Source organism: Sphingobium sp. CR2-8, assembly GCF_035818615.1.
Lineage (GTDB): Bacteria > Pseudomonadota > Alphaproteobacteria > Sphingomonadales > Sphingomonadaceae > Sphingobium.
In genome coordinates this window covers 716,358-739,002 of the sequence record NZ_JAYKZY010000001.1, presented here as the reverse complement: position 1 = coordinate 739,002, position 22,645 = coordinate 716,358, and the positions used below count along the sequence as shown (strand labels likewise).

Annotated in this window: 15 protein-coding genes and 2 pseudogenes; 8 read left to right on the top strand and 9 right to left on the bottom strand. The window is 58.5% G+C overall.

The window, feature by feature from the left end; all coding sequences use genetic code 11:
• Positions 1–22 precede the first annotated feature (22 nt).
• The 3 genes from U5A82_RS03110 (at position 23) to U5A82_RS03100 (ending at position 4,345) form a co-directional block, all read left to right on the top strand.
• Positions 23–1,723: an MFS transporter gene (locus tag U5A82_RS03110; protein ID WP_326288550.1), complete on the top strand. Its 1,701-nt coding sequence runs from the start codon at positions 23–25 to the stop codon at positions 1,721–1,723.
• Between the two features lie 169 nt (positions 1,724–1,892).
• On the top strand, positions 1,893–2,930 hold the full coding sequence (locus tag U5A82_RS03105) for an HlyD family secretion protein (RefSeq protein ID WP_326288549.1): 1,038 nt from the start codon (positions 1,893–1,895) through the stop codon (positions 2,928–2,930).
• Entirely contained in the window at positions 2,927–4,345 is a 1,419-nt protein-coding gene (locus U5A82_RS03100) for an efflux transporter outer membrane subunit (protein WP_326288548.1), read from the top strand. Before U5A82_RS03105 ends, U5A82_RS03100 begins: the two co-directional genes overlap by 4 nt.
• 59 nt (positions 4,346–4,404) lie before the next feature.
• Here U5A82_RS03100 and U5A82_RS03095 read toward each other — a convergent pair whose 3' ends face one another.
• Positions 4,405–6,867, bottom strand: coding sequence for a beta-glucosidase family protein (locus U5A82_RS03095; protein WP_326288547.1), 2,463 nt, complete (start codon positions 6,865–6,867; stop codon positions 4,405–4,407).
• Between U5A82_RS03095 and U5A82_RS03090 the strand changes: the two genes are divergently transcribed.
• Together U5A82_RS03090 and U5A82_RS03085 are read left to right on the top strand one after the other, a co-directional pair.
• Positions 6,854–7,450 carry a TetR/AcrR family transcriptional regulator gene (locus U5A82_RS03090; protein WP_326288545.1) on the top strand — a complete coding sequence of 199 codons (597 nt, stop codon included), beginning with the start codon at positions 6,854–6,856 and terminating at the stop codon, positions 7,448–7,450. The genes U5A82_RS03095 and U5A82_RS03090 overlap by 14 nt on opposite strands.
• A gap of 119 nt (positions 7,451–7,569) precedes the next feature.
• Positions 7,570–7,767 carry a hypothetical protein gene (locus tag U5A82_RS03085; protein ID WP_326288544.1) on the top strand — a complete coding sequence of 66 codons (198 nt, stop codon included), beginning with the start codon at positions 7,570–7,572 and terminating at the stop codon, positions 7,765–7,767.
• 112 nt (positions 7,768–7,879) lie between these two features.
• On the opposite strand, the pseudogene U5A82_RS03080 reads toward U5A82_RS03085, so the two are convergent.
• Together U5A82_RS03080 and U5A82_RS03075 are read right to left on the bottom strand one after the other, a co-directional pair.
• Positions 7,880–9,496 (bottom strand): annotated as a pseudogene (locus U5A82_RS03080) (conjugal transfer protein TraG N-terminal domain-containing protein); the annotation flags it as partial.
• 668 nt (positions 9,497–10,164) lie between these two features.
• Positions 10,165–10,728, bottom strand: coding sequence for a TetR/AcrR family transcriptional regulator (locus U5A82_RS03075; RefSeq protein ID WP_326288542.1), 564 nt, complete (start codon positions 10,726–10,728; stop codon positions 10,165–10,167).
• A gap of 106 nt (positions 10,729–10,834) precedes the next feature.
• Here U5A82_RS03075 and U5A82_RS03070 point away from each other — a divergent pair, with 106 nt between their 5' ends.
• Entirely contained in the window at positions 10,835–11,269 is a 435-nt protein-coding gene (locus U5A82_RS03070; protein ID WP_326288541.1) for a glutathione S-transferase N-terminal domain-containing protein, read from the top strand.
• 324 nt (positions 11,270–11,593) lie between these two features.
• On the opposite strand, the gene U5A82_RS03065 is transcribed toward U5A82_RS03070, so the two are convergent.
• Complete coding sequence (locus U5A82_RS03065) at positions 11,594–13,753, bottom strand: beta-glucosidase family protein (protein ID WP_326288540.1); 2,160 nt, start codon at positions 13,751–13,753, stop codon at positions 11,594–11,596.
• Positions 13,754–13,917: 164 nt separating this feature from the next.
• Positions 13,918–16,140 carry a TonB-dependent receptor gene (locus U5A82_RS03060; RefSeq protein WP_326288538.1) on the bottom strand — a complete coding sequence of 741 codons (2,223 nt, stop codon included), beginning with the start codon at positions 16,138–16,140 and terminating at the stop codon, positions 13,918–13,920.
• Positions 16,141–16,253: 113 nt separating this feature from the next.
• Here U5A82_RS03060 and U5A82_RS03055 point away from each other — a divergent pair, with 113 nt between their 5' ends.
• A complete protein-coding gene (locus U5A82_RS03055; RefSeq protein ID WP_326288537.1) occupies positions 16,254–17,342 on the top strand; it encodes a LacI family DNA-binding transcriptional regulator in 1,089 nt (362 codons plus the stop codon).
• 398 nt (positions 17,343–17,740) lie between these two features.
• On the opposite strand, the gene U5A82_RS03050 is transcribed toward U5A82_RS03055, so the two are convergent.
• On the bottom strand, positions 17,741–17,914 hold the full coding sequence (locus tag U5A82_RS03050; RefSeq protein WP_326288536.1) for a hypothetical protein: 174 nt from the start codon (positions 17,912–17,914) through the stop codon (positions 17,741–17,743).
• Between the two features lie 102 nt (positions 17,915–18,016).
• Here U5A82_RS03050 and U5A82_RS03045 point away from each other — a divergent pair, with 102 nt between their 5' ends.
• The gene (locus tag U5A82_RS03045; RefSeq protein WP_326288534.1) at positions 18,017–19,450 is read left to right on the top strand and encodes an IS4 family transposase; all 1,434 of its coding nucleotides are present in this window, start codon (positions 18,017–18,019) and stop codon (positions 19,448–19,450) included.
• 205 nt (positions 19,451–19,655) lie between these two features.
• Here the strand turns inward: U5A82_RS03045 and istB are convergent, their stop codons facing one another.
• The 3 genes and pseudogenes from istB to U5A82_RS03030 all read right to left on the bottom strand — a co-directional run.
• Positions 19,656–20,405, bottom strand: coding sequence for an IS21-like element helper ATPase IstB (gene istB / locus U5A82_RS03040; protein WP_442802142.1), 750 nt, complete (start codon positions 20,403–20,405; stop codon positions 19,656–19,658).
• Positions 20,406–20,447: 42 nt separating this feature from the next.
• Positions 20,448–22,001, bottom strand: coding sequence for an IS21 family transposase (gene istA, locus U5A82_RS03035; protein ID WP_326287824.1), 1,554 nt, complete (start codon positions 21,999–22,001; stop codon positions 20,448–20,450).
• 254 nt (positions 22,002–22,255) lie between these two features.
• Positions 22,256–22,639, bottom strand: a pseudogene (locus tag U5A82_RS03030) (TraG/VirB4 family ATPase); the annotation flags it as partial.
• Positions 22,640–22,645: the final 6 nt, after the last annotated feature.

The following is a 22,645-nucleotide window of genomic DNA, read 5'->3' as shown; positions in this document are numbered from 1 at the left end:
GCGATGAGGGCAGGCGGCTCATATGACAGCGCCCGGCACCGCAGGCTCGTCCATAACGATATCCGGCACGCAGTTTGAGACACTCGATCCTCTTCCAGATTGGGAAGAGCATGAGAAGCCCTCGATGCCGGGATCACCCTCGACGCCCCTTCACAGTGGGGGCATACGGGCCCTGTATCTGACCGTGGGTGTGCTGGTCGGGGCAGCGGGGGGCTTGAGCAACGCGCTGGTATCAGCAAATCTGCCGCAGATTGAGGGCGCTCTTGGCCTGACACCGGTCGAGGGCACGTGGCTGCCGGCCGCCTATGTGATGACGAACGTCTCTTCAAATCTGATCCTTTTCAAATGTCGCCAGCAATTTGGTATTCGCCACTTCGCCGAAGCAGGATTGATCGCCTATCTTGGCATCGCGCTGCTCTACCTCATGATCGCAAGTTATGAGGGGGCGGTGCTGGTACGCGCAGTGGCCGGATTTGCAGCGGCTCCGATGAATGCGCTCAGCGTCCTTTACGTGCTCCAGGCTTTTCCCAAGGTTAAACTTGGCCAGGGTCTATGCGTTGCGCTTGGCATCTCGCAGATCTGGACGCCTGTCGCCTGGCTGCTGTCGCCAGCCTTGCTCGATATAGGTGACTGGCAGACGCTATACCTTTTCGAATTCGGCCTGGCGCTATGCGCACTTGCAGCTTGCGTGATGCTCAAATTGCCTCCTGGCATCCGGATAGCGACGTTCGAGCGACTGGATTTCCTCACATTTGCCCTCATGGCGCCGGCGTTCGCCCTCATAGGGGCGGTGCTGGCGCAGGGGCGTACGCAATGGTGGACGGAGCAGCCATGGATGGCAGCCGCGTTGATTATCGCCTTGGGTCTCTTCATCCTCGCTTTCACGATCGAACATCATCGGCGCAATCCTCTGGTCAAGACGCGCTGGCTTGGCACTGCCGAGACCGCGCGCTTCGCCATTGGCGCATTTGGTATGCGCATGCTTCTGTCAGAACAAAGCTATGCCGCCACTGGCCTGCTGCGTACGCTTGGCGCAGGCCCGGACCAGCTTGTATTCTTCAATCTTGTCGTGCTGGCAGGATTGCTGCTCGGCATAGCCATAGCAGCACTGACTTTTGGCTGGAAAACCAAATCGATACCATTTGTAGCGTCCGTCGTCCTCATCATCATTGGCTCGCTGATCGACAACGGCGCGACGAGCGACATACGACCGCAGAACATGATAGTGAGCCAATTCCTCCTGGCGGTCGCATCGGGCTTGTTCATCGGACCGTTGCTATTATTCGGCGTTATGAAGGCGCTCGCGCAAGGCGTGGATCATATCGTTACCTTTGCAGTCCTGTTTGCTGTCACCCAGTCGATCGGAGGGCTGGCCGGGCCGGCATTATACGGGACGTTCGAGCAGATCCGGCAGCGCGAATATTCGGCACTTATCAGCGCCAATCTCGATCCTGGCGATCCTGTCGTGGCGCAGCGACTTAGTCTTCAGGGGCGGATCTATTCCACTCAGATCACCGACCCTGTCCAGCGAGAGGCGCTGGGTGTGGGCCAATTGTCGCAGATCGCTACGCGAGAGGCTCATGTGCGCGCCTTCAACGACGTGTTCACGCTCAACGCCATCATCGCTGCCATCTTCCTGGCATGGACGCTTTACCGCGTCGCTGTGACCGCCTGGTCGACCAGAAAACAGTCGCAGGCCGCCGCTAAGGCTGCCTCCCTATAAATGGTGTATTCCCATGACCGACGACAGATCAGCAAGCGATAAGCATATGGCTGGCGCTGCACTGCCAAACGCCCAGGACGGCAAACATCGACCCGCCGGCGCGGCGCCGGTCGCCGGACAGAGCCCCAACGATCCGCCTCCCAAGACGATCAAGCCCACCAGGAAGGCTATGATCGCGATGCTTCTGGTCTTTCTGATCGGCGCTTTGCTTGTCCTTTATGCCTGGAAGCTCTGGCCGTTCACCAGTGACGACAGGATGACCGAAAATGCCTATGTGCGCGGCCAGATCACCGCGATGGCGCCGCAGGTGAACGGCTATGTCGTCAATGTCCTGGTCGGGGATTTTGCAAAAGTGAAACGCGGGCAGCTGCTGGTGAAGATCGATGATCGCATCTATAAGCAGCAGCTGGAACAGGCGCTGGCACAGTTGCGGATAGCCAAGGCCAGTCTTGCCAATTGGGATCAGACAGTTGCCCAGAATGATGCGACATTGCGCACGCGTATCGCTGATCGCATGCAGGCGCAATCCGAACTGATCCGTGCGGAAGCCGATCTGTCACGTGTGGGAGAATTGGCAGATCGTGGCTCTGTGTCGCTGCGAGAGCGCGACCAGGTACGAGCGACCCAGTTGGCGGCGCGCGCATCCGTGACCCGCGCCGACGCCAATATTGAAAGTCAACGCCAGACAATCTTGTCGACCAATGTTTCGCGAGAATTGCTCGAGGGCGCGGTTCAGCAAGCGCAGGCACAGGTCGATCTCGCGCAGATCAATCTCGCCAACACGCTGATCCGCGCGCCGCGTGACGGTCAGATCGGAGAGGCATCGGTGCGGGTGGGCCAATATGTCGCGGCCGGATCGCAGCTGATGTTCCTGGTCCCCGAGCAATTCTGGGTGGTCGGCAATTTCAAGGAAACCCAGACTGCCCGGATGCGGATCGGCCAACCGGCCAGCTTCCGTGTGGATGCCCTCGATGATGCGCGTTTGACCGGGCATCTGGAACAAATTGCGCCTGCGACCGGGTCCGAGTTCAGCGTTTTGCGGCCCGACAATGCAAGCGGCAATTTCATCAAGATCGTTCAACGTATCCCCGTGCGTATCAGGATTGATCCCGGACAGCCACTGGCGCGTCGTTTGCGCCCGGGCATGTCGGTGGTCGCACAAGTGAACACGGCCGATACAGTGTCGCCGCGCGAGCATGCACGATGAGGCGTTATCTGCTCGCCGGAGGCCCCATTGTGCAGGCGCTGGCGCTCACCGCCTGCACACCTGACGTCCGGCCGATCCCCCCTTCGGCCGCGATCACTGCCCCGCTCGCTTGGCGCGACGCTGCGCCTGGTCCCACGGTCGGCGTCGAAGCGGACTGGTGGCGGCGATTGAACGACCCGTTCCTTCCCGATCTGATTGCAAGAGCGCTTGCGAATAATAGCGACGTGTTGGGCGCGGTTGCGCGGGTCGAGGAGGCGGAGGCGGTTGTTCGCCAGACCGCGGCTGAGCGGATGCCGACGGTTGATGCGGGCGGGAGCCTGGGCGGGCAACAGGGGCTGGGCCAGGCGGGCACGGGACCGTTGAGCCTGTCGGCTCAACCGCAGATGTCCGCGGCGTGGACGCTTGATCTCTTCAATCGTGTCCGCGCACTCGAAGGCGCGGCGCGCGCGCATTATGTCGCTTCCCAGGCTGATCGCGATGCTGCGCGCCTCGCCGTGATATCCGCGACGGTGCGCGGATATGTCAGCCTGCTATCGCTCGCCGCACAGCTGCACGTCAGTCGCGAGACTTTGACCAGCCGCCAAGAGGCGCTACGCATCGCCAAGGATCGTGCGATCCTGGGATATAGCTCGCAGTTCGAGCTTACGCAGGCCCAGTCTGAATATGAGGCGGTCGCACAGACCATCCCTGATCTCGAACAGGCCTACCGTGTGCAGGAGAATGCGTTACGCCGCCTGACAGGCGATCTTCCAGGTGATATCGCCCGGGGTGAACTTCGATCGATCATGTTGCCGGCGGTCCCGGCAGCCCTGCCATCGACGATACTGCGCCGTCGGCCCGACCTTGCCAGCGCGGAATATGCTCTGGTTGCCGCCGACCTTAAGCTTGCATCGCGCCGGGCAGAATTTCTGCCAAGCGTCCATTTGACGGGATCGGTCGGTGCGCTGTTTGCCAACGGACTGGATTGGAACCCTGCGACGCTCTGGAATGCAGGCGCCTCGGTGCTCGCGCCGATTTTTGCAGGGGGCCGCCTTACCGCAAATCTCAATACCGCCAGCGCCCAGCGTGATCAGGCGGCATTTGCCTATCGCGGCGCTGTACTGACCGCCTTTGGGGAAGTCGAAAATGCCTTGTCGAGCGAGCGTCTGCTCCGTCAAAAGGCCGACAATGTGATGCAGCGGCAGACGATCTTGCAGCGCTCGTTGACGCTCGCGCGCGATCGCTATCGTGGCGGCTATGCGGCCTATATCGAAGAACTCGATGCGCAGCGCAATCTTCTTCAAGTCGATCTCGACGCTATAAGGGTGCGCGAGCAGCAGTTAAACAACCTGGTTCAGCTATGGGCATCCCTGGGCGGGGGATGGGAGGCGAGGGACGCTTTGACCTTGCCCAGCGACACGTCAGGCCCGCACTGACGGGCCATGACGTGCCGAACATGTCGGGTCGCTCAGCTGTTCCCAAGAGCTGACTGCCCTTAAGGCGGCAGGATATGGCCAGGGAGTTGAACATCACGATGTAAGCCAGCGGCCATCGCGTCAGGCGCCACACGTACGACATAGCGTCCTTGCGATACGATCCAGCGACGCTGACCCGCGTCAAACCGGGAAAGCAGGCGCGGGTCTACGCGCATTTCGAGCCGCCGACTTTCGCCCGGTTTCAACTCCACTCTTTCAAAGGCTCCAAGGCGCGGAACGAAGCCGCCCGTCCCGGGGCGTTCGACATAAAGTTGTGGCACGTCCGCCCCCATCCGATCCCCTTTGTTATGCACGGTGACCGAGGCGATTATCGTTCCCCGCTCGACCCGGGTCGACAGTTCCTCATAATCGAACCGGGTAAAGCTCAGTCCGTGCCCGAAGGGGAACAACGGCTGGACTTTCTCTCGCGCATACCAGCGATAGCCTACGTCGGAGCCTTCGACATTATAGTCCATATGGAAGACCCCACCCTTGATGGGGCTGCCAGGATTTGAGGTAGTCGTTTTGGGATCACGCTGCATGGGGTGCGGCAGATTGTCGATGTCAGCGGGAAAGGTTACCGGCAGACGGCCTGACGGATTGACACGGCCAAACAGAATGCCGGCAATGGCCTCGCCGCCGCCCGATCCCGGGTAGAAGGCTGCCAGAACCGCGGGAACCTTCGCCAGCCATGGCATCAGGACCGGTCCTCCCGATTGAAGTATCACAACGGTGTGGGGGTTCGCATCGACGACAGCATCGATCAGGGCATCCTGTTCGTCTGCAAGACTTAGATCAGGTCGGTCCTGTCCCTCGGTGCGCCATTCCTCAGCAAAGAGGAAGACCACATCCGCCTCGGCAGCCTTTGCGGTGGCATCGGCAATATCTACGCCATCTGCAAAATTGACCTCGGCTGCGTTGGATTCGGCCTTGATCGCCTTTAGCGGCGAGGAGGGATGATAAATTTTGGGCATAGCAACGCCCATGCCACCGACACCATCGACGACAAGGCTACCGACCGGCGAGACCGAGGCAGACCCGCCGCCTGAGAGTACACCGGCATCAGCATGGCGGCCTATGACAAGGATCCTCTTTGCCCCCTTGGCGGCAGGAAGAATATCGCCTTCATTTTTCAGCAGGACGATGCCACGCTCGGCCGACCGCTGCGCGATCAATCTATGAGCTGCATAGTCGATATCGGCCCCAGGGGTTGCCGGCCTGTCGATCGCGCCGACAGCGAACAGGCTGCGCAATTGACGACGGACCATGTCGTCGATCCTTGACTGGGGAACCCGCCCCTCCTTGACGGCGGTCAGCAGCGGCGCACCGAAAAACGCTGTCGGGTCGAGGTTGGCGCCCGACTGAACGTCCAGGCCGGCAAGGGCGGCCTTCTCGGTAGAATGCGTCGCGCCCCAGTCAGACATCACCCAGCCGGGATAATGCCACTCTCCCTTGAGAACCGTGTTGAGAAGATAGTCATTTTCCGATGCCCATTCGCCGTTCACAAGATTGTAGCCCGGCATAACAGCGCCTGGCTTCCCTATTTCGATAGCCAGTTGGAACGCGAGCAGGTCGGATTCATGGAGAGCAGATTTCTCAAGATCCGAGCTCACCAATACGCGTCCGGTTTCCTGCGGATTGACCGCGAAATGCTTGACCGTCGAGACAATGCCCTGGGATTGGATGCCCGCCACAGAGTTGCCCGCGATCATGCCAGTGAGGAGTGGATCTTCAGAGATATATTCGAAATTCCGTCCGCCTCTAGGCTCACGGATGAGATTGGCGCCTCCCGCGAGCTGAACGTTGAAACCCTTTGCGCGCGCTTCCTGGCCGACCAGAGCGCCGGTTTCATACGCCATCGCAGGATCGAAGGAGGCGCCCAGAAGCAGGGAAGAGGGTAGAGCGGTCGCATTGTCGCCGGGCCTGACATCACCCAGATTGCCAACGCCCAGGCTGGCGTCCGCCTGTTGTTGAGCCGGTATGCCAAGACGCGCGATGGCCGGATAAAATGCCGCAGAGCCTATCGCGCCGTCGGGTTTCTTCATCTCCCCTATGGGAATAGCCATCGGTCCAGAAAGCCAGGCAAATTTCTCTTCCTGTGTCATCGCGCGCACTACCATTTCGGCGCGTTCATCAGGAGATAAGAGGCCGTTCTGCCAGGGACGGGACCCGCGCGGCTGCCTGGATTGCGCCTTGGATGCGCCAACGGCCATAGCGCTGCCGAGCAATATGATTGTGGCAACGCCAGACAGGGCGAGGGTACGGACGCGTCGGTTCATAAATTTGGAGATCCCTGATACACTTGTCATGGTAAAGATACGCCGCGTATCGTTTGTTCCGTTATTCCGAATTTTTGACTTTGTAAGGGTTGTCATGCGCAAGAAGAATGGAATGTCGCCGGTGCGCCGGCAGGGCAGGCCCAGCGCATGGGAGAGCGCCGAGATCGACAGGGGCATATTGACGGTCGCAATGGCTGTCTTCACCAAAGAGGGCTTTGCAAAGGCGCGAATGGAGCAGATTGCGACAGATGCAGCCGTCTCCAAAGCCGCCTTGTACCGCCGTTATGCAAACAAGGCGGCACTGCTCATTGCCATCGTAGACGCAATCACTGATGATCACGCCGCGCCGTTCGAAGAGGCAGAAAACGCGCTTGGCCCAATCGCGCAACTCGAGGCGATCATGCGCATGCACCGGGCTAAGCGGCTGGAGGAGCCGCAGATCGAGTTGACCCGGCTGGTTGCTAGTGTGGCCGCGCATGATCCGACCGTCGGATCGGCCTTCGATGCCGCCCGGCGACGACTGATCGACCCGATCGACGGGCTTATCGGCGAAGCGATCGCGGCAGGAAAGATACGCGACTTACCCGTTGCAGCATTACGGGAGTCCATGTTCGACCTGCTCGTCAATGGGGCAGCGCTCCAACTTGTTTTTGGCATGACGCCGGACGAGGAAACCGGGGTGTTTGACTTTCGCTGGGGCCTTTTGATGAAAGCCGTCGGGACGCCGGACATTCATGACGCGGAATCGATGCGTTCAGCGCCCTGTTTAAAGGTGTTCGGCCTCTAACGCGACGGGATTTGCGCTTTAACAGCCTTGTCAAACTGCGCTTTGGTGGTTGAGCCAGCCGGTAAAGGGATAGGTGAAGTATTTCCCAAGCATACCAACCATCACAATCGTGCCATTGGATGCGGCAGTTCACCACAAACACGCCGCCGTCTTTGCAAACGCTGTCTGGTTTCTACAGTTCGGCATTTGCTGGTTTTACCAATGTGCTTTTCTTTCCGCCGCTGATGCTGCTTGTTTTGCTGCTCGGTTACATCAAGGCCAGACTTAATATGATTGATGTCGGTGGTGTGCCAGACACAGCCCCATGTCTGGATTGACAAAATGACTGTTATGGTCCTTCCGGGACGCTCTGCAAATTTGACCCGCTCGATCCGATGTCTGGAGCTTTGTGGGTGGGTAACCCGCTCAATCCGCTCAACGGCGCCTATATCAATCGGCACCCTTCTTAAACGCGGGTTTACCGTCAAACGGACCAGCGCGGAAATCTGTTGAAAAGCGTCCTCGGTCAAGCAGAGTATTTTGTTCGAAGGAGGTGAGGGGCGCCGTGGGATCCACTACCCCACGCCCACTGTCAGCATCTCCAAGATACCGGTTTCTGATCCCTCCGGCGCCTAATATTTCCTTTGCCAGTTGATCGGTGAAAGCTTGGGCCGGGGCTGGAGATTGGGAGGCCGATCGTTCCGCATTGGCCAGAGCCTGACGCACGTCGTGTTTCACTACATTCAGTTGCACGCTCGCTGTTTCGGTGGTCGTTCCGCTTTCTTGGGTCGAAATTCCGAGCGATCCCCCGGCGCGACCGAATGCGCTATCCAAGGGCGCGGCTTTTGCCGACCTACGTGATGCCGCAGAGCCTGTTCCTCCGCTAATATCGCCTTTAACAGATATCGAGAAGCCGTTTTGGTCCTGTGCAGTTCGCGAGATGGTGCGCTCCCAACCAGTTTGCGCCACGATCGCCTGCACGTCCCGTTGGAGAGTGTCGGCGACCTGGGGTTTGAGGCGCCAATTGCCCTTGCGATCCATCTCGAACCCGCCGCGCAGCCAGTTCGCCATGGCAGTCTTGCCTTCTGCGCCACCGCCCATGAAATGTTCGATCGTGTCGGGTCCAGCCTGTTTGCCGGCTTCAAATCTCGTGCTTGTATCGTTCCGCGCCGACTTCTCAAAGCCGGCGCTGCTGGAAACTAGGAGATCATTGTGCGCGAGGCTGAAGCGAGCATGGCCACCATTTGCGACGGCACCAAGCTGGCTCTCATTGAGGAGGCCGGCTTTCCACATCTGCGCTGCAGTTGCGGGGGTGAGGTTCAGGCTGAAGTCGCCATTCTGGTCCATTGCGATCTGGCGCTTGGTCATTTCTATACCGTTAGACTTGAGGAGGGCTTGCATGCGTGAAAGTCGTTCCTTCTCCACAATGCTGGTCATTCTGCCATTGCGCGCCCGCTCGGCCACGCCATCGGCACCGCCCTCAGCCACGTCGAGCTGGTTGCCCGCGCCATCGCTGAGGGCCCGGATGAAGCTATCGAGCTTGGCGGCCTCGCGTGTCGCCATGCCGGCGGCGGCGGCGCCTTCTGCAAAGCCGAAATTCTCCGACTGCCTGCGCTGCTCTCCGATCCTGGCGGCGCTGCGTGTCCCGTCATGACCGACCTCACGCTGCGCATCGAGCTTGCCTGACCGTTCGGCGAAATCATAGCCGGCAGCCTCGCGCGTGCGGCCATAGACGCTTGTACCTTCCCGGGACGCCTCCGTGGTTGCCCCATCGGCGGTCCCAACCTCGCTTGCGGCTCGGTAGGTCTCGAGCGCGTGCATGACCTGCGCTTCGCTGCGGCCAGTGGCGCGGGCGAGTTGGGAAATGGCGCTAGAACGCGCTTCGCCGGAGAGCGCTGTGATGAAAGAGATGCGGCGGTTCATTTCATCTATCGGCAGGCCCAACATCCGGGCTGCGAACCGCTGGCCCTCGTTACCGCCCGTTCGCCGCGCCTGTTCGGTCGCGACATTGCCGCGCTCGACGGCAGCAATCCGGTCGCCGGCATAAGCGGCTCGATCCTCTGGTGCCTGACACAGGCGGATCTGTTCGCGCCTGCGATTGCCCAGGCTGGGCTTGATCCTGACCGGATCATCTATGTCGAAGCGCGCGATGAAACCGCCATTTTGAGCTGTTTTGAAGAAGGGCTGCGCCATGGTGGCCTTGGCGGTGTCGTCGCCGAGGTCGCGCGATTATCGATGACCGCCTCGCGGCGCCTTCAACTGGCGGCTGAGGACACCCTACAGCATGGCCGAGGTTGTTCCGTCTCGGCCCATACGGAAAAGTGCGCCCACCTCACGGGCTCGATCAAAACAGCGCACATTGCATACCGGGTCAGGGAGGCAACGCGGCCTAATCGCACCCAAAGCCCCTGCCAGCCTGCCTATGATGGGCAAGCTGGCACGTCTGCCTCAGTCAACCAGATCCACACCAAAGCCCTTTTGCCCATAGATCGGTGGATGGGGCCCGCGGGTTCCTCCATGTCAGGATTCCGTACACAAGAGACTGAAACCCTTGGACAAATCCGCCGTTCCTGCGCACGACTGCGAGTGTCTGGTTTCAGCTAACCTGCCAATTGTTATGCCGGGGGCCAGTGGCGGCATGACAATCATTGCGGCTCCCACGCTGTCGGCAAAATCCCGAAGTGGGAGGTTGCTGAAAAACACCTGATTTTCGATCATGGGCTGTGGCTGGCACGTTATTCCGGCAGGAGACCAACGGTGCGGTAAATATTGATTACCGAATCGTAGACCGAAATGTCTGCCCGGCTTCTTGATAGAAGTTGTGCGCCGACGATCGCCGCGAATATTGCACGTGCTTTCTGCTCGTTTACTTCGGAAGCAGCAAGCGTCGCAGCGGCCAGTTGTCTGCTCAGCCACGCGATGTTGACGTCGGCAAAAGCCTGAACCTCCTTCTTTATCGGTGCTGGCAGATCATCATACTCAGCGGCCATAAAGCTTCCAAGGCACATCCTGTTATCATTCTCCAGTGCCTTGCGAAACATGTTGGGGTAGCGGCGCAGACTTTCGAGCGGGTCCTGCGTCTGGTCGGACAGCACGTCCAAAGCAGCGGCTGCGTCCTCCCAATAACGCCTTGCCACTGCAGCACCAAGTTCCGCTTTGGCCGGAAAATAATAGTGGATACTGGCCGCCTTAATGCCGACCTCCGCTGCCAAATCGCGAAAGTTTAGCCCGCCATACCCATGTGCCTGAGCAGTTCGCCGTGCAGCATCCAGGATCAGTTCTCTTGTATTTACGGTCATCTGATATCCATGCGTTGGCTCGCCTATCAAATGACAGATAGGGCGTTGAAGTTCATCGGAGCCCCTGATAGCACATCTATCAATTGGCAGACAGATAGGATGAATTATGAAAATCTATGATCGTGAAGCTGCGCCACACCCAGCGCGCATTCGTATCGTGCTTGCCGAAAAGGGGCTGGGCGAGCACGTAGAGTTTGTCAGTATCGATCTTATCGCCGCAGAGCAGAAGCAGCCTGAGTTCCTGGCCATGAATCCGATCGGAAAAATCCCGGTTCTGGAGCTTGAAGATGGCACGATCATTTCTGAATCGACGGCTATCACGGAATATCTCGACAATCTGGATGGCAATCCGATCCTGACCGGCAAGTCCGTCGCGAAATGCCACGGTGATCCCGTCGCGCACGGCGTTGTGGGGTCATCTTGCGCCCTACTGTGCGAAAATCACTGTCGGATTGCAAATGTGCGCGACAACCTCACGAACAGGGTTTCCCGTCAGGGGGCATCGGCGCTGATATTGCCGCCTACGGCAAGCGTCACCTAGGAGCGGCATCCCTCATGTGATTGCCGTCAGAGGTAGGCACTCAAAATGTTACAAAATCACCATAGCCGAGTTGCTGTGCGAGCGTGGGAGTAGCCGTAACGCCAAGCCTACGACCTAAATCCCCTCGGGTCTTAGGCTTGGGGTCTGTGATAGGCGGCATGAGCTTAATCCAACTTCCGTAGGAATGTCGAACGACGCGGGCTTGCAATCATGATCGCAGAATTTAATTAACGCCCACTGCTGCTCACCGAGTCCAGAAGAGATAGGAACGCTGACCATCCCGCAAACTACTACGAGATAATGACGCGCGACACCGCTGCGTGTTCAATCCTTCCACGTCTTTGCTGCTATGCGGACGATAACGGGTTCATCCAGTTTTGCTGCACTTTCGCCGAGAGCGAAACTGTAATTACCACCCTTAATTACCCAGCTGCCGTCTTTCCAGTCGGCCAGCAAGCGATTGTCGATCTCAAATTTCAACGCGCGACTCTCACCCGCTTGCAGAGCCACTTTCCGAAAACCTACCAATCGCTGGAGCTTTTCGTCATTGCGACCGACCAGATAGAGTTGCGGCACATCTGCCCCAGCCCGATCGCCGTCATTGCGGATTTTAACGTGCAGCCAGACCGACGCGCCGCTATTGGCAGACAATGCACCATGAGAAAAGTGAGTGTAGCTGAGGCCATGGCCGAAAGGAAATAGCGGGGTCTTGCCTGACTTAGCGAACGCACGATAACCGATGTCAGAACCTTCTTCATATACGACCTTCACCGCAGTGCGATCCGGCAGGCCAAGGCCCGGCACGGGAACCTGCGAATATTGATCGGTCGACATGGGATAGGTGACGGGCAGGCGGCCAGACGGATTGACCTTGCCGGTCAAAGTTTCGGCAATGGCCTGCCCGCCCTCCTGGCCCGGATACCACGCCTGCACAACCGCCTTGCTACGGTCGAGCCAAGGCATCGTCACCGGATTTCCTGTTTCCAGTACAACCACAAGATTGGGATTTGCGTCGGCCAATGCGGAAATAAGCCGATCCTGTCCCTGTGGAAGCGAGAGCGAACCGGAATCGACCCCTTCCCCTTCCCATTTAGTCGCAAAGGCGATCACCAGGTCGGCTTTGGCGGCGTAGGCAGCGGCAACTTCCGCTGAATACCCGTTCTGGAAGCTGAATTTGGCGCTGGGCAGCATCTTGCGCAAGGCTTCGAGCGGCGAACCAGGCATATAGATTTGGCGGTTAAACAAGGCCATTACCCCGTCGCCGCCCTGTTCGATGATGCGCGCTGTTCCGTTTGACGGCGTCACCTGGCTGGATCCACCGCCCGACAAAACACCGAAATCGGCATTGCCCCCCACCACCAGGATGGTGCGGGCTTTGGTGGCCAGCGGCAAAATGCCGTCGTTCTTCAGCAGGACGATACCACCGCGAGCGGCATCAAGCGCGACAGCCGCATTCGCTTTGTAATCGATCGTTTGTGGCACGTAAGGGCTGGAAATGCCTACGGCGAACAGACTCCGGAGGTTGCGGCGAACGGCGTCGGAAATGCGACTTTTCGGCACCTCGCCGCTGGCCACACGATCGGCAAGCGGCTGTCCGAACCAATGCTGCTTGTCGAGTTGATACCCCATCTGCTGGTCCAGGCCTGCCTTGATATAGGACACGTCATCGACCGCGCCCCAATCCGACATGACCCAGCCCTTGTAACGCCAGTCACCTTTCAGTACGCGGTTCAACAGATATTCGTTGTCGCACGCTTTGTGCCCGTTCACCAGATTATAAGCGCACATAACCGCGCCCGGTTGCCCGGTTTCAATGCCAATCTGGAAACCCAGCAACTCGCTTTCCCGTAACGCACTGTCCGTGATGATCGAATCCGCCGTATGACGCAGAGTTTCCTGCCCGTTCAGGGCGAAGTGCTTGATGGTAGAAACCACCCCCTGCGATTGAATGCCACGGATGGAATAACCGGCAAGTGTACCGGCGAGCAGCGGGTCTTCGCCCAGATATTCGAAATTGCGCCCGTTACGTGGATCGCGCGCGAGATTCATCCCACCGCCAAGCAGGATGTTAAAGCCCTTGGCCCGCGCCTCCGCCCCAATGGTTTTACCGACCTGCTGGGCCAGGACAGGGTCGAAGGACGACGCCAGTAACAGGCCAGAGGGCATGGCGGTGGCGACATCGCCCTTACGCAATTGGGCCGGGTTCGCAATCCCCAGGCTTGCGTCGGTCGAGAGCTGGGGCGGGATGCCCAGTCGTTCGATGCCGCCCACATAGCCGGCCGTAGCAGGAACGCCCTGGGGGATATTCGTGTCAAGACCTGGAAAAGGAATCGGCATCATGGCCGACAACAGGCTGACCCGTTCGGCATCGGTCATCGACGCTTCGAGCCGCGCCGCCTTCGCATCGGGATCCTCTGAAGCGCCTTGCGCCATCACCGGCTGTGTCGCCAGCAGACATGACAAGGTAAGCAGAGCCGGGCGCATGGTGATTCCTTTCTCAGGCTCGGCCGCTGGCCGACCGATCGTTAATAGTCAAAAACATCAGGCAACGGAGTGATGAGGCCTTGAGACGAGCGCCAGCATGGGGCCTCATCTGGGCTAAAGCCGTAGGAAAACCGCATCCCCGTCGAATCGAAGATGCGGCCATTTCAGAATTTCACACCGACACGCCCGCCATATGTACGCGGATCGGCGATCTGCACCGTACCGATCGCGCCCGATGCTGCGCTCGACACGACTATGCTGTTTTCCAGGTTCTTCACAAAGGCCTGGGCATACCAGCGATTGTCCGGCGCATTATAAGCGATCAACAGGTCCGTTTTTGAATAGCTCGGCACGCGGAACTGGTTCTGCGTATTTAAAGCGGCCAATTGATAACTGTCGGAAACGCGCGTGCGGACGCCGGCCTGAAAATTGCCGCCGTTACCCAGTTCAAAGGTTTGAGTGTAGCCTGCCGTGACGGCAAGGGTTGGCGAGCGATCGAGCTTCTTGCCCGACCAGTCGAAGCCCGGCGCAGGGAAGAATTCCGCATAACGGGCATTGAGCCAGGCGACCGAGAAATCGAACTTGCTGGACCGCGCTGGCGCTATCACGCCTTCCAGTTCGACGCCGTCGACCTTTGCCGCCGCGGCGTTGGTCGTGATGTTGCACGGACCACCGCAGATGGTCGACGTCTGGCTCAGCTGGATTTTTTCATAGTCGTAATGAAATACCGACGCGTTGAGCCTAACGGCATTATTGAGGAATTGGGTTTTAAGTCCTACCTCATAGGACGTCAGCGTTTCCGGTTCGTAGTAGAGCGCCTCCGCAGGCTGCGAGCAGACGGCGCTGGTGCCTGTTTCACAGCCATCGTTGAACCCTCCCGCCTTGTAGCCAGTCGCTACGACACCATAAAGGAGCGTGCGCTCATCGACATCGAAGTCTGCGCCGACGCGCCACGTCACCTTGGAGAATGTTCGGTTGGCGACATTCGGTATCTTCGCATCGCCTGGCTCGTCGCATGTGATTGTGCCGCAGAATATGGTGAAGCCGTCACGCGATTTCTTGTCATTGGAATAGCGGATGCCTCCGGTCAGGCGGAAACGTTCCGCGATAGTGTATGTCGCCTGGCCAAATCCGGCCCAGGACTCGGAGATTGTAGGGTCCTGCGGGAAGCCGTACACATAGCCGAAGGTGCCGGGCGTCGGCGATATCAAACCAAATACGCTCAGGTCGACGGCCGATTTTTCCTTGAAATAGTAGAGGCCTGCCTGCGCCTTGAGCGGGCCATCACCATTAGTCGAAAGCCGCAATTCCTGACTGTTTTGCCAATAGTCGCCGTTGAAGCGGAACGGGAACACCGCACCTAAGCCGCCCAGCACATAGGCATCATTCTCGCGCCTTTTGAACTCGCGATAGGATCCAAGGTAATTCACGGTCACGGGACCCAGATCGTAACCCAGGTCAGCGACGATACCCCATGTATTATTATCGCGCCCGATCGAACCGGTGAAGGATGGGCTGACCGTGCGCAATCGCCTGGCATTAGCTGTGCCGACATAGATCGGATCAACGCCTGGCGTATCGAAATTGGAATAGAAATTGCTGGTCAGTAGCGAATTAGCCGGCGAGCCCTTGATCGAAGAATAGTCGCCGCGAAGCAGTAGTTCGCCCGCGCCGAGGTCGAACAGCGCGGAAAGACGCCCTGAAATATTTTTCTTGAACGGATCCAGTGGGGCCGTCCAGGCGGGGCCGGCAATCAGATAGCTGTCGCGCCGGTCATAATTTGCTGCGGCCCGGATCGCGATCGTCTCGCTGATGGGCACATTGATGACGCCCGTGATTTGCTGCGTGTCGAAATTGCCATATGCGGCGTCGAACGAACCGCTGAAGCGTTCAAATTTTGGCTTGTTGGTAATGATGTTAATAAGGCCAGCGGTGGTATTGCGGCCAAAGAGGGTGCCTTGCGGGCCACGCAGTACTTCGACACGCTGAATGTCGAAGAAGCTCACCTCCTGCGCCTGGGCACGGGCGATATAGATGCCGTCGGCCATGAATGCGGCGGACGGATCTCCCTTTTCGGTAACATCCGAACTGGTTACACCTCGGATCGTGATCTGCAATCCGCCAGCGTTGCGATCGAACGACAAGTTGGGAACCTGATCGGCAAGGGCGGTGGGGTTTGTAATGCCGCCCGACAGCAGGGATTCACCACTGACTGCGGTCAGCGCGATTGGCGTTCTCGAAGCCAAGGATTCATTTCGGGTCGCCGTTACGACAATTTCCCCCTCAGGAAATTGAGCCGCCTCCTGGCTTTGGGCAAACGCGTCACAAGGAACAGAAAACCCTACGAAAAAGGTGAACGCGGACACGCAAAGACGACGACTGATCATGTTTATAACCCCTCCCAATATGCGCATTCTGCTGTGCGCAGATCATCAACTTGCTTGATGTTTGACAAGTATTATCACGATTGTCAACGTTGACAATATGGTTGGAATGATCGTTGACAATCTATGCGCAGGGATCGACATTTCCTCTGGGAGTAGCCGAGCGGATGAGCAGAGATACCAAGCCAACTTTGCACGACGTCGGCGCGCTCGCGGGCGTTACGGCGCGAACTGTTTCACGCGTCGTCAACGGCGAACCGAGTGTATCGAAGAGCACAAAGGAGAAAGTCCGCAAGGCCATAGAAACGCTGCATTTTCATCCGAACTTAGCGGCGAAGGCATTACGGAGCGAACGATCGTTTCTCGTCGCGATCCTTAACAATAACCCTTCGCCGCATTATGTCGCCGATGTGGTGCGAGGCGTTTCTCAAGTCTGCCGCCAGACAGGTACCTTCCTCACGCTGGAAGAATTTTTACCAGACGATGTCAATATAGCCAGGAGCATAGCAGCTCTACTCGACAGGATAGGCTTGGCGGGGGCGATCCTTATTCCTCCAATGACCGATGATTTGGCGGTCCTCGACCTGCTTGAGGCGCGCGGGGTCCCCATAATCCGCATGTCGCCTGCCCACGACGTGGCACGAACCCCGGCCGTATTTGCTCGCGATGGAGACGGTGTCCGGGCGCTGGTCGAACACCTCCACGAGTTGGGACATCGTCAGTTTGCCATTATTGGTGGGCCGTCGAGCCATAGTTCCTCACTCGTCCGGATGGCCGCGTTCAAAAGGGCGCTGTCGGATCACGGCATCCCACTTGCCTCAATCATTATTGAACAGGGCGATTATACTTATGATTCGGGCGCAAAGGCGACCAGAAGAATATTGGAGCGGTCCGGAGATACGCGGCCCTCCGTCATTTGCGCTGCCAATGATGAAATGGCGGCCGGCGTGATCGGCGTGCTGGGCGCCAGCGGTATTGCGGTGCCAGCCGAAGTCGCAGTAACGGGCTTCGACGACAGCGAAATTGCCCGCATGATCTGGCCAACTCTTACAACTGTCAGACAGTCAATCGTCGAACAGGCAGTCTCAGCCGCGCATCTGCTTCTCGACCGCAACAGATTGCCGGACGAACCAAGACGCATCGATCAGAATATAGAACTCGTTATCCGCAAGAGCACTCTGCGCGACAATCGAAGTTCACGATAGTTTCTGGGCTTTTCGATCGTGCCCCTACAATGCGAAGGGTAGCTCCCTTTGGCACGTCAGCCACCCGGATCGTCGGCTGCTTGGCTGCACAAACGGTCTCTATCCCTCTTAATGTCTGATCTGTAATTGCAGAACTCTGGCAATGTGATCCCTTGCGGGTTTCATGGATCTGTCCGCACTGGCCGAACTGAAGTTCGGTCGTGCGGTATCGGTTCTCAAAAGAACGAACGCTGCATTGATTCGAAGCGGGCTACGGGCGCCGATCGGGCTACGTCGCAGATCGTTGTCACTGCGTTCACTCGCGGGACATTTCCCTCGGGTCAGCTTTAGTGCCTCACCGCTAGCAAACCGCTTTTACATCGTCTCCAACCTGGAACAAGGTGGCATGGCGTGCATGATTACTTCGAACCGCCGGGCAGCGCAACGCGCACCTTCTTGAAGCCACGGCGCTTCGCGATATTCATGGCCATTGTTTTCAGCGCGAACTTCTTCTGGCACCGACACAGGAACGAGTTGGCTGCCTCGCAGAGAAGCTTGCGCGTATCCATCCGGCGGCGCTTGCGATTACCCATAAGTATTTGAATCACTTACGGGCCTGAGAGCAAAATTTGTTGAATCAGATGAATCTCTTATGATTCATTCACAGGCACCATGGTGTGTTCGTGAGGTGGGCGATGTCGGCCGGAAGGGATAAGCAGCAGGCTCTTGGTGACCATTGGTCGCAGAGTGAAGTTGATCAGGCGGCGTTCAAGGATGCTCGCCTCGGGCGCCGGTTCAGCGATCTTCTCTGCCGTCTGAGCGACAGAATGGGAGGGACAATCCCCCTCGCTTGCCAGGATTGGGCGGGCACGAAAGCCGCATATAGGTTCTTTTCAAACCCGAAAGTGGAAGAGGGAGAAATTCTTGCGGGCCACATGGATGCGACCAAGGCGCGGTATGCGGCATCGGAAGGGCCAATCCTGGTATTGCAGGATACGACGGAGTTCACATATCAGCGCCGAAATCCGCATGACATCGGTTTTACCAAGAGCGTCAACAGCGGCCGTGACAAGAATGGTCGTCTCCGGCATCACGCCGTTTGCGGAAAACTGATGCACTCCAGTCTGGTCGTCACCGAAGAGGGACTCCCTCTCGGTCTCGCGGCGGTCAAATTCTGGAATCGCGACAAGTTCAAGGGCACTGCCCAGCTCAAGCGAAAGATCAACCCGACGCGAGTTCCAATCGAAGCAAAGGAAAGTGTCCGCTGGCTCGATAATCTCCGCCAGTCGGTTGCTCTGCTGGGACAGCCAGATCGATGTGTCCATGTCGGAGATCGAGAGAGCGACATTTATGAACTTTACTGTCTGGCCAAGAATCTCGGCACCCACTTCGTTGTCCGCACCGTTGTCGACAGGCTTGCCGGTAACGGGGACCACACCGTGAAAAGCGAAATGCATGAGGTACCATCTGCGGGCACCCATAGTATCGATGTGAGGATCGATGACGATACGATCGAGCGCGTAACCCTCGATATCCGGTATAAACGGATCCATGTCCGACCGCCGATCGGGAAGCAAAAACGCTACCCGGCGCTTGATCTGACAGTGATCCATGCGTCGGAAGTCGGCGTTCCATCAGGCCGCAAGCCGATCTTGTGGAAGCTCGTCACCGATCTGGAAGTTGCCGACCTTGACGCAGCGATCGAGAAAATACGTTGGTATTCTCTGCGGTGGAAGATCGAGGTCTTCCATAAAATCCTAAAATCAGGATGTCGCGCCGAGGATGCCAAGCTTCGCACCGCCGATCGCCTGACCAACCTGGTTGCATTGTTTTGTATTGTCAGCTGGCGGGTTTTGTGGATGACCATGATTGCACGCACTGCTCCCGAGGCCAGCCCGACAATCGTGTTTACGGCGACAGAAATCTCTATCCTTGATCGCCTCATTGCCGATAGCGGAAACCGTGGCGCAAAGCCCGGGACGCTTCAGTTCTACCTCAACAAATTATCGCGCCTCGGCGGCTATCTTGCGAGGATGTCCGATCCACCACCGGGAAACACCGTCGTCTGGCGTGGATTGCGGCGCCTCGTCGATATCCAGATCGGCACCGAGCTTGCGACTTATGGGTAATCGCAAGCCGGCGGCGCCCGCCTTGTCGTGAGGTAGTGGACTGCTCTTAAGAATGCTCTCGAGAGTAGGTTTAGGAGCGGTTCATGGGGCAGATAACGGTAATGTGCGTATTTCGCAAAAGCCGGACAGCTGCTTCGTTAAATCCCGGACAAGCGCTTCAGTAAATCCGGGACAGCTGGTGTAGGCAGTGGATGCCTGGTTGCTGTCATGGTTGAGTGATTTCGATATTTGCGTCCTGGGTCAAGCCATGCGGAGCTTTTTGTCGCCGCATGCTGTCACCTTTTAGCGTGATGCGATGGGCATTGTGGACGATGCGGTCGAGGATAGCATCGGCGATCGTGGGCTCGCCGATCATTTCGTGCCAGGCCGCCACCGGGAGCTGGGCGGTGATGAGTGTGGATCTACGGCGATACCGTTCCTCGAAGATTTCGAGTAGATCAAGGCGTTGCTGATCGTTGAGGCTATGGGTACCCCAGTCGTCCAGAATGAGCAGCTGAACGCGGGCAAGCTTGTCAACGACGCGTGGGAAGCGACCGTCGAGGCGCGCAAGAGCAAGATCCTCGAAGAGTCGCGGCATGCGCAGATATAAGACGGAGTGATCCTGGCGCGCTGCCTGTCGCCCGACCGCACATCCCAGCCACGTTTTTCCCGTGCCGGTTTGGCCGGTGATAATGAGATTCTCATTTGCCTTGAGCCAGGCGCCCTGTGCGAGAGAGAGGATATTGCGGCGATCCAGTCCGCGGTGCGCCCCGAAGTCGATATTTTCGACACAGGCGTCGACAAAGCGCAGTTTCGCGCTGGCAAGACGATTGGTCAGCCGTCGATCGGCGCGAGTGGCGATCTCGCGGTCAAGCATGAGCCCGAGCCATTCGTCTCGGGTCAGATCGCCAGCGGTGTCCTGCTCGGCAATGTCGCGCCATGCGGCCGCCATGCCTGCTAGCCCCAGGCTATGCATTTGATCAAGGGTAGGATGCGTCAGCACAAGATCGTCCTTTCTTCATTGATAATAGGACCCACCACGGATGTTGCCGTGCGCCGGTGTCGGTTTGAGTGGCCCCGTTGCCGGCTGGATCTTGTCGAGCCCGGCCTTGAGGATGGCGTTGACGGATGAGTAGGTGACAGCGCCGATCACCAGCGCCCGATCGCAGGCGGCTTCAAGCCGATTGCGTTCGTAGCGCCGGGCCAACGAGAGGATGCCCATGGCGGAGCGATAGCCCTGCTCGGGATGCGGCTTGTCGACCATCAGCCTTTCCACGAACGTCGCTGTGTTAGGACCCGTTTTCCTGGCGCGCTCGATCAGGCTCGCTGGCGATATATTCGCGTAGCGCTGATGCGCTTTGGGCATGTGCTCATTCACGGTAACGTGCCCACGGCGCTGCGATGTCCGCATATGGCTGGCGACCCGCGCATGATCGTAGAAGATCTCGACTACTCGATGCGTCAGGCGGATATCGACCTGCCGACCGATCAGTCCGTGCGGCACGGAGTAAAAGGTCTTGTCGACCTCGACATGATAATCAGGATGGACCTTGGCGCGTTTCCACTCGGCATATTCGAACACCGACGTAGGTAACGCTGCCAATGCCGTCCGTTCGATCTCGTCAAAGATTGCGCGACGGGATTTGCCGACATGGCGCATGGGCCGATCATTGAGATCAACCAGCAAGTCTGCGATCGCGGCATTGAGATCCGCCAGACTGAAGAAGCGCCGATTGCGCAGCCGCGCCAGGATCCAGCGCTCCACGATCAACACTGCGCCCTCGACCTTTCCTTTGTCGCGCGGCCGCCGGCTCCGGGTAGGCAGGATCGTCGTATCGTAATGCTCGGCCATCGCCGCAAAGGTCGCGCTGAGCGTGGGCTCGAACCATAGCGCTTTGGCAACGCCCGCTTTCAGATTGTCGCACACGATCGCGCGCGGAACGCCGCCAACAAAGGCCAATGCCCGGCACTGCGCGTCGATCCAGTCCGGCAACTGCTGGCTCAAGCTAGCCATTGCGAAGGTGAAGGATGAAGCACCCAGCACCGCTACGAAGATCTGTGCCTGGGTGATGACGCCGGTCACAGGATCGATCAGCGGCACAGTCTGCCCAGCATAATCGGTTTGCAGGACAGCTCCAGCCTCATGCCGATTGCGAAAGCTGACATGGGTCCGCCGCTGGAAGGACAGGAACCGATCGCAAAACCAAGTATAGCCATAGCCGTTGGGATGGGCAGCCCGATATTCCTGCCACAGCAAAACCAGCGTCACGCCCTTGCGCTTGATCTCCCGCGCAACCACTGGCCAGTCCGGCTCGCCCAGATCCTGAGGAGGGCGGCCGACACGGCGGAACACCAACCGTTCGATCGCTGTGTCATCGTCGTAGCCGGCCGGCAACGGCCAGCCTGTCAGCCCAGCCTCGCGCGCCCGCAGTAAATAGGTCGACACCGTCGTCTTGCTAAGCTTCAGCCGCTCTGACACGGCCCGTACCGACAAACCCTGATCGTAGGTCAGCCGGAGGATCGATCGCATGTCCTTCACGTCGGTTCGTCTCGTCTGCTTCCGCCTTGGCATCACCCCTCCCATCGCAACGATGAGGAGCAACAATGCCAGAGCGGCGCATCACAAAACCTAACCTTGATCCTGTCCCAAACCCTGTCCGGGATTTAGCGGAATCACTGTCCCGTATTTACCGAAATGCCTGTCCGCGATTTAGTGAAATAACTGTCCGGGATTTTCCGAAACACGCAGTAATGACCGGGCCGGAACGGCGGCGGCGTTGGAGCGACGAGGAAGGCCTTGCGATGATCCCAGCAGGAGCACGGGTGGCGGTCGTCGCCATCCAGCGCAAAGCCCATGTCGAAAGGGTTGAGGACCAGCGCCTCCTCGCCGATGTCGATATAGCGCCCGGAGCAAAGGGTGCAGAGCTTCCTGTAGCTCCCACCAATATCGATGATGCGGATGAGCGCGCCTTGGGCATAATATTGGAGGCAAAGATTGTTGAGGAGGAAACTCTTGCCCGCCCCGCTTTCGGCCGAGACGATGAAATTATAATTGTTGATGCGCGGGTCGAAGAGGTCGAGCGTGATGAGCTGGCCCTTGCGACCGACATAGAGCAGGGCAGGGCGGCCGCCGCCGCGAAAATCGGTCTGGACGGGCGCCAGCAGCGCGGCCGCCTTGGCGGGCATGGGCAGATCGCGCTCGAGCAGCCGGGCAAG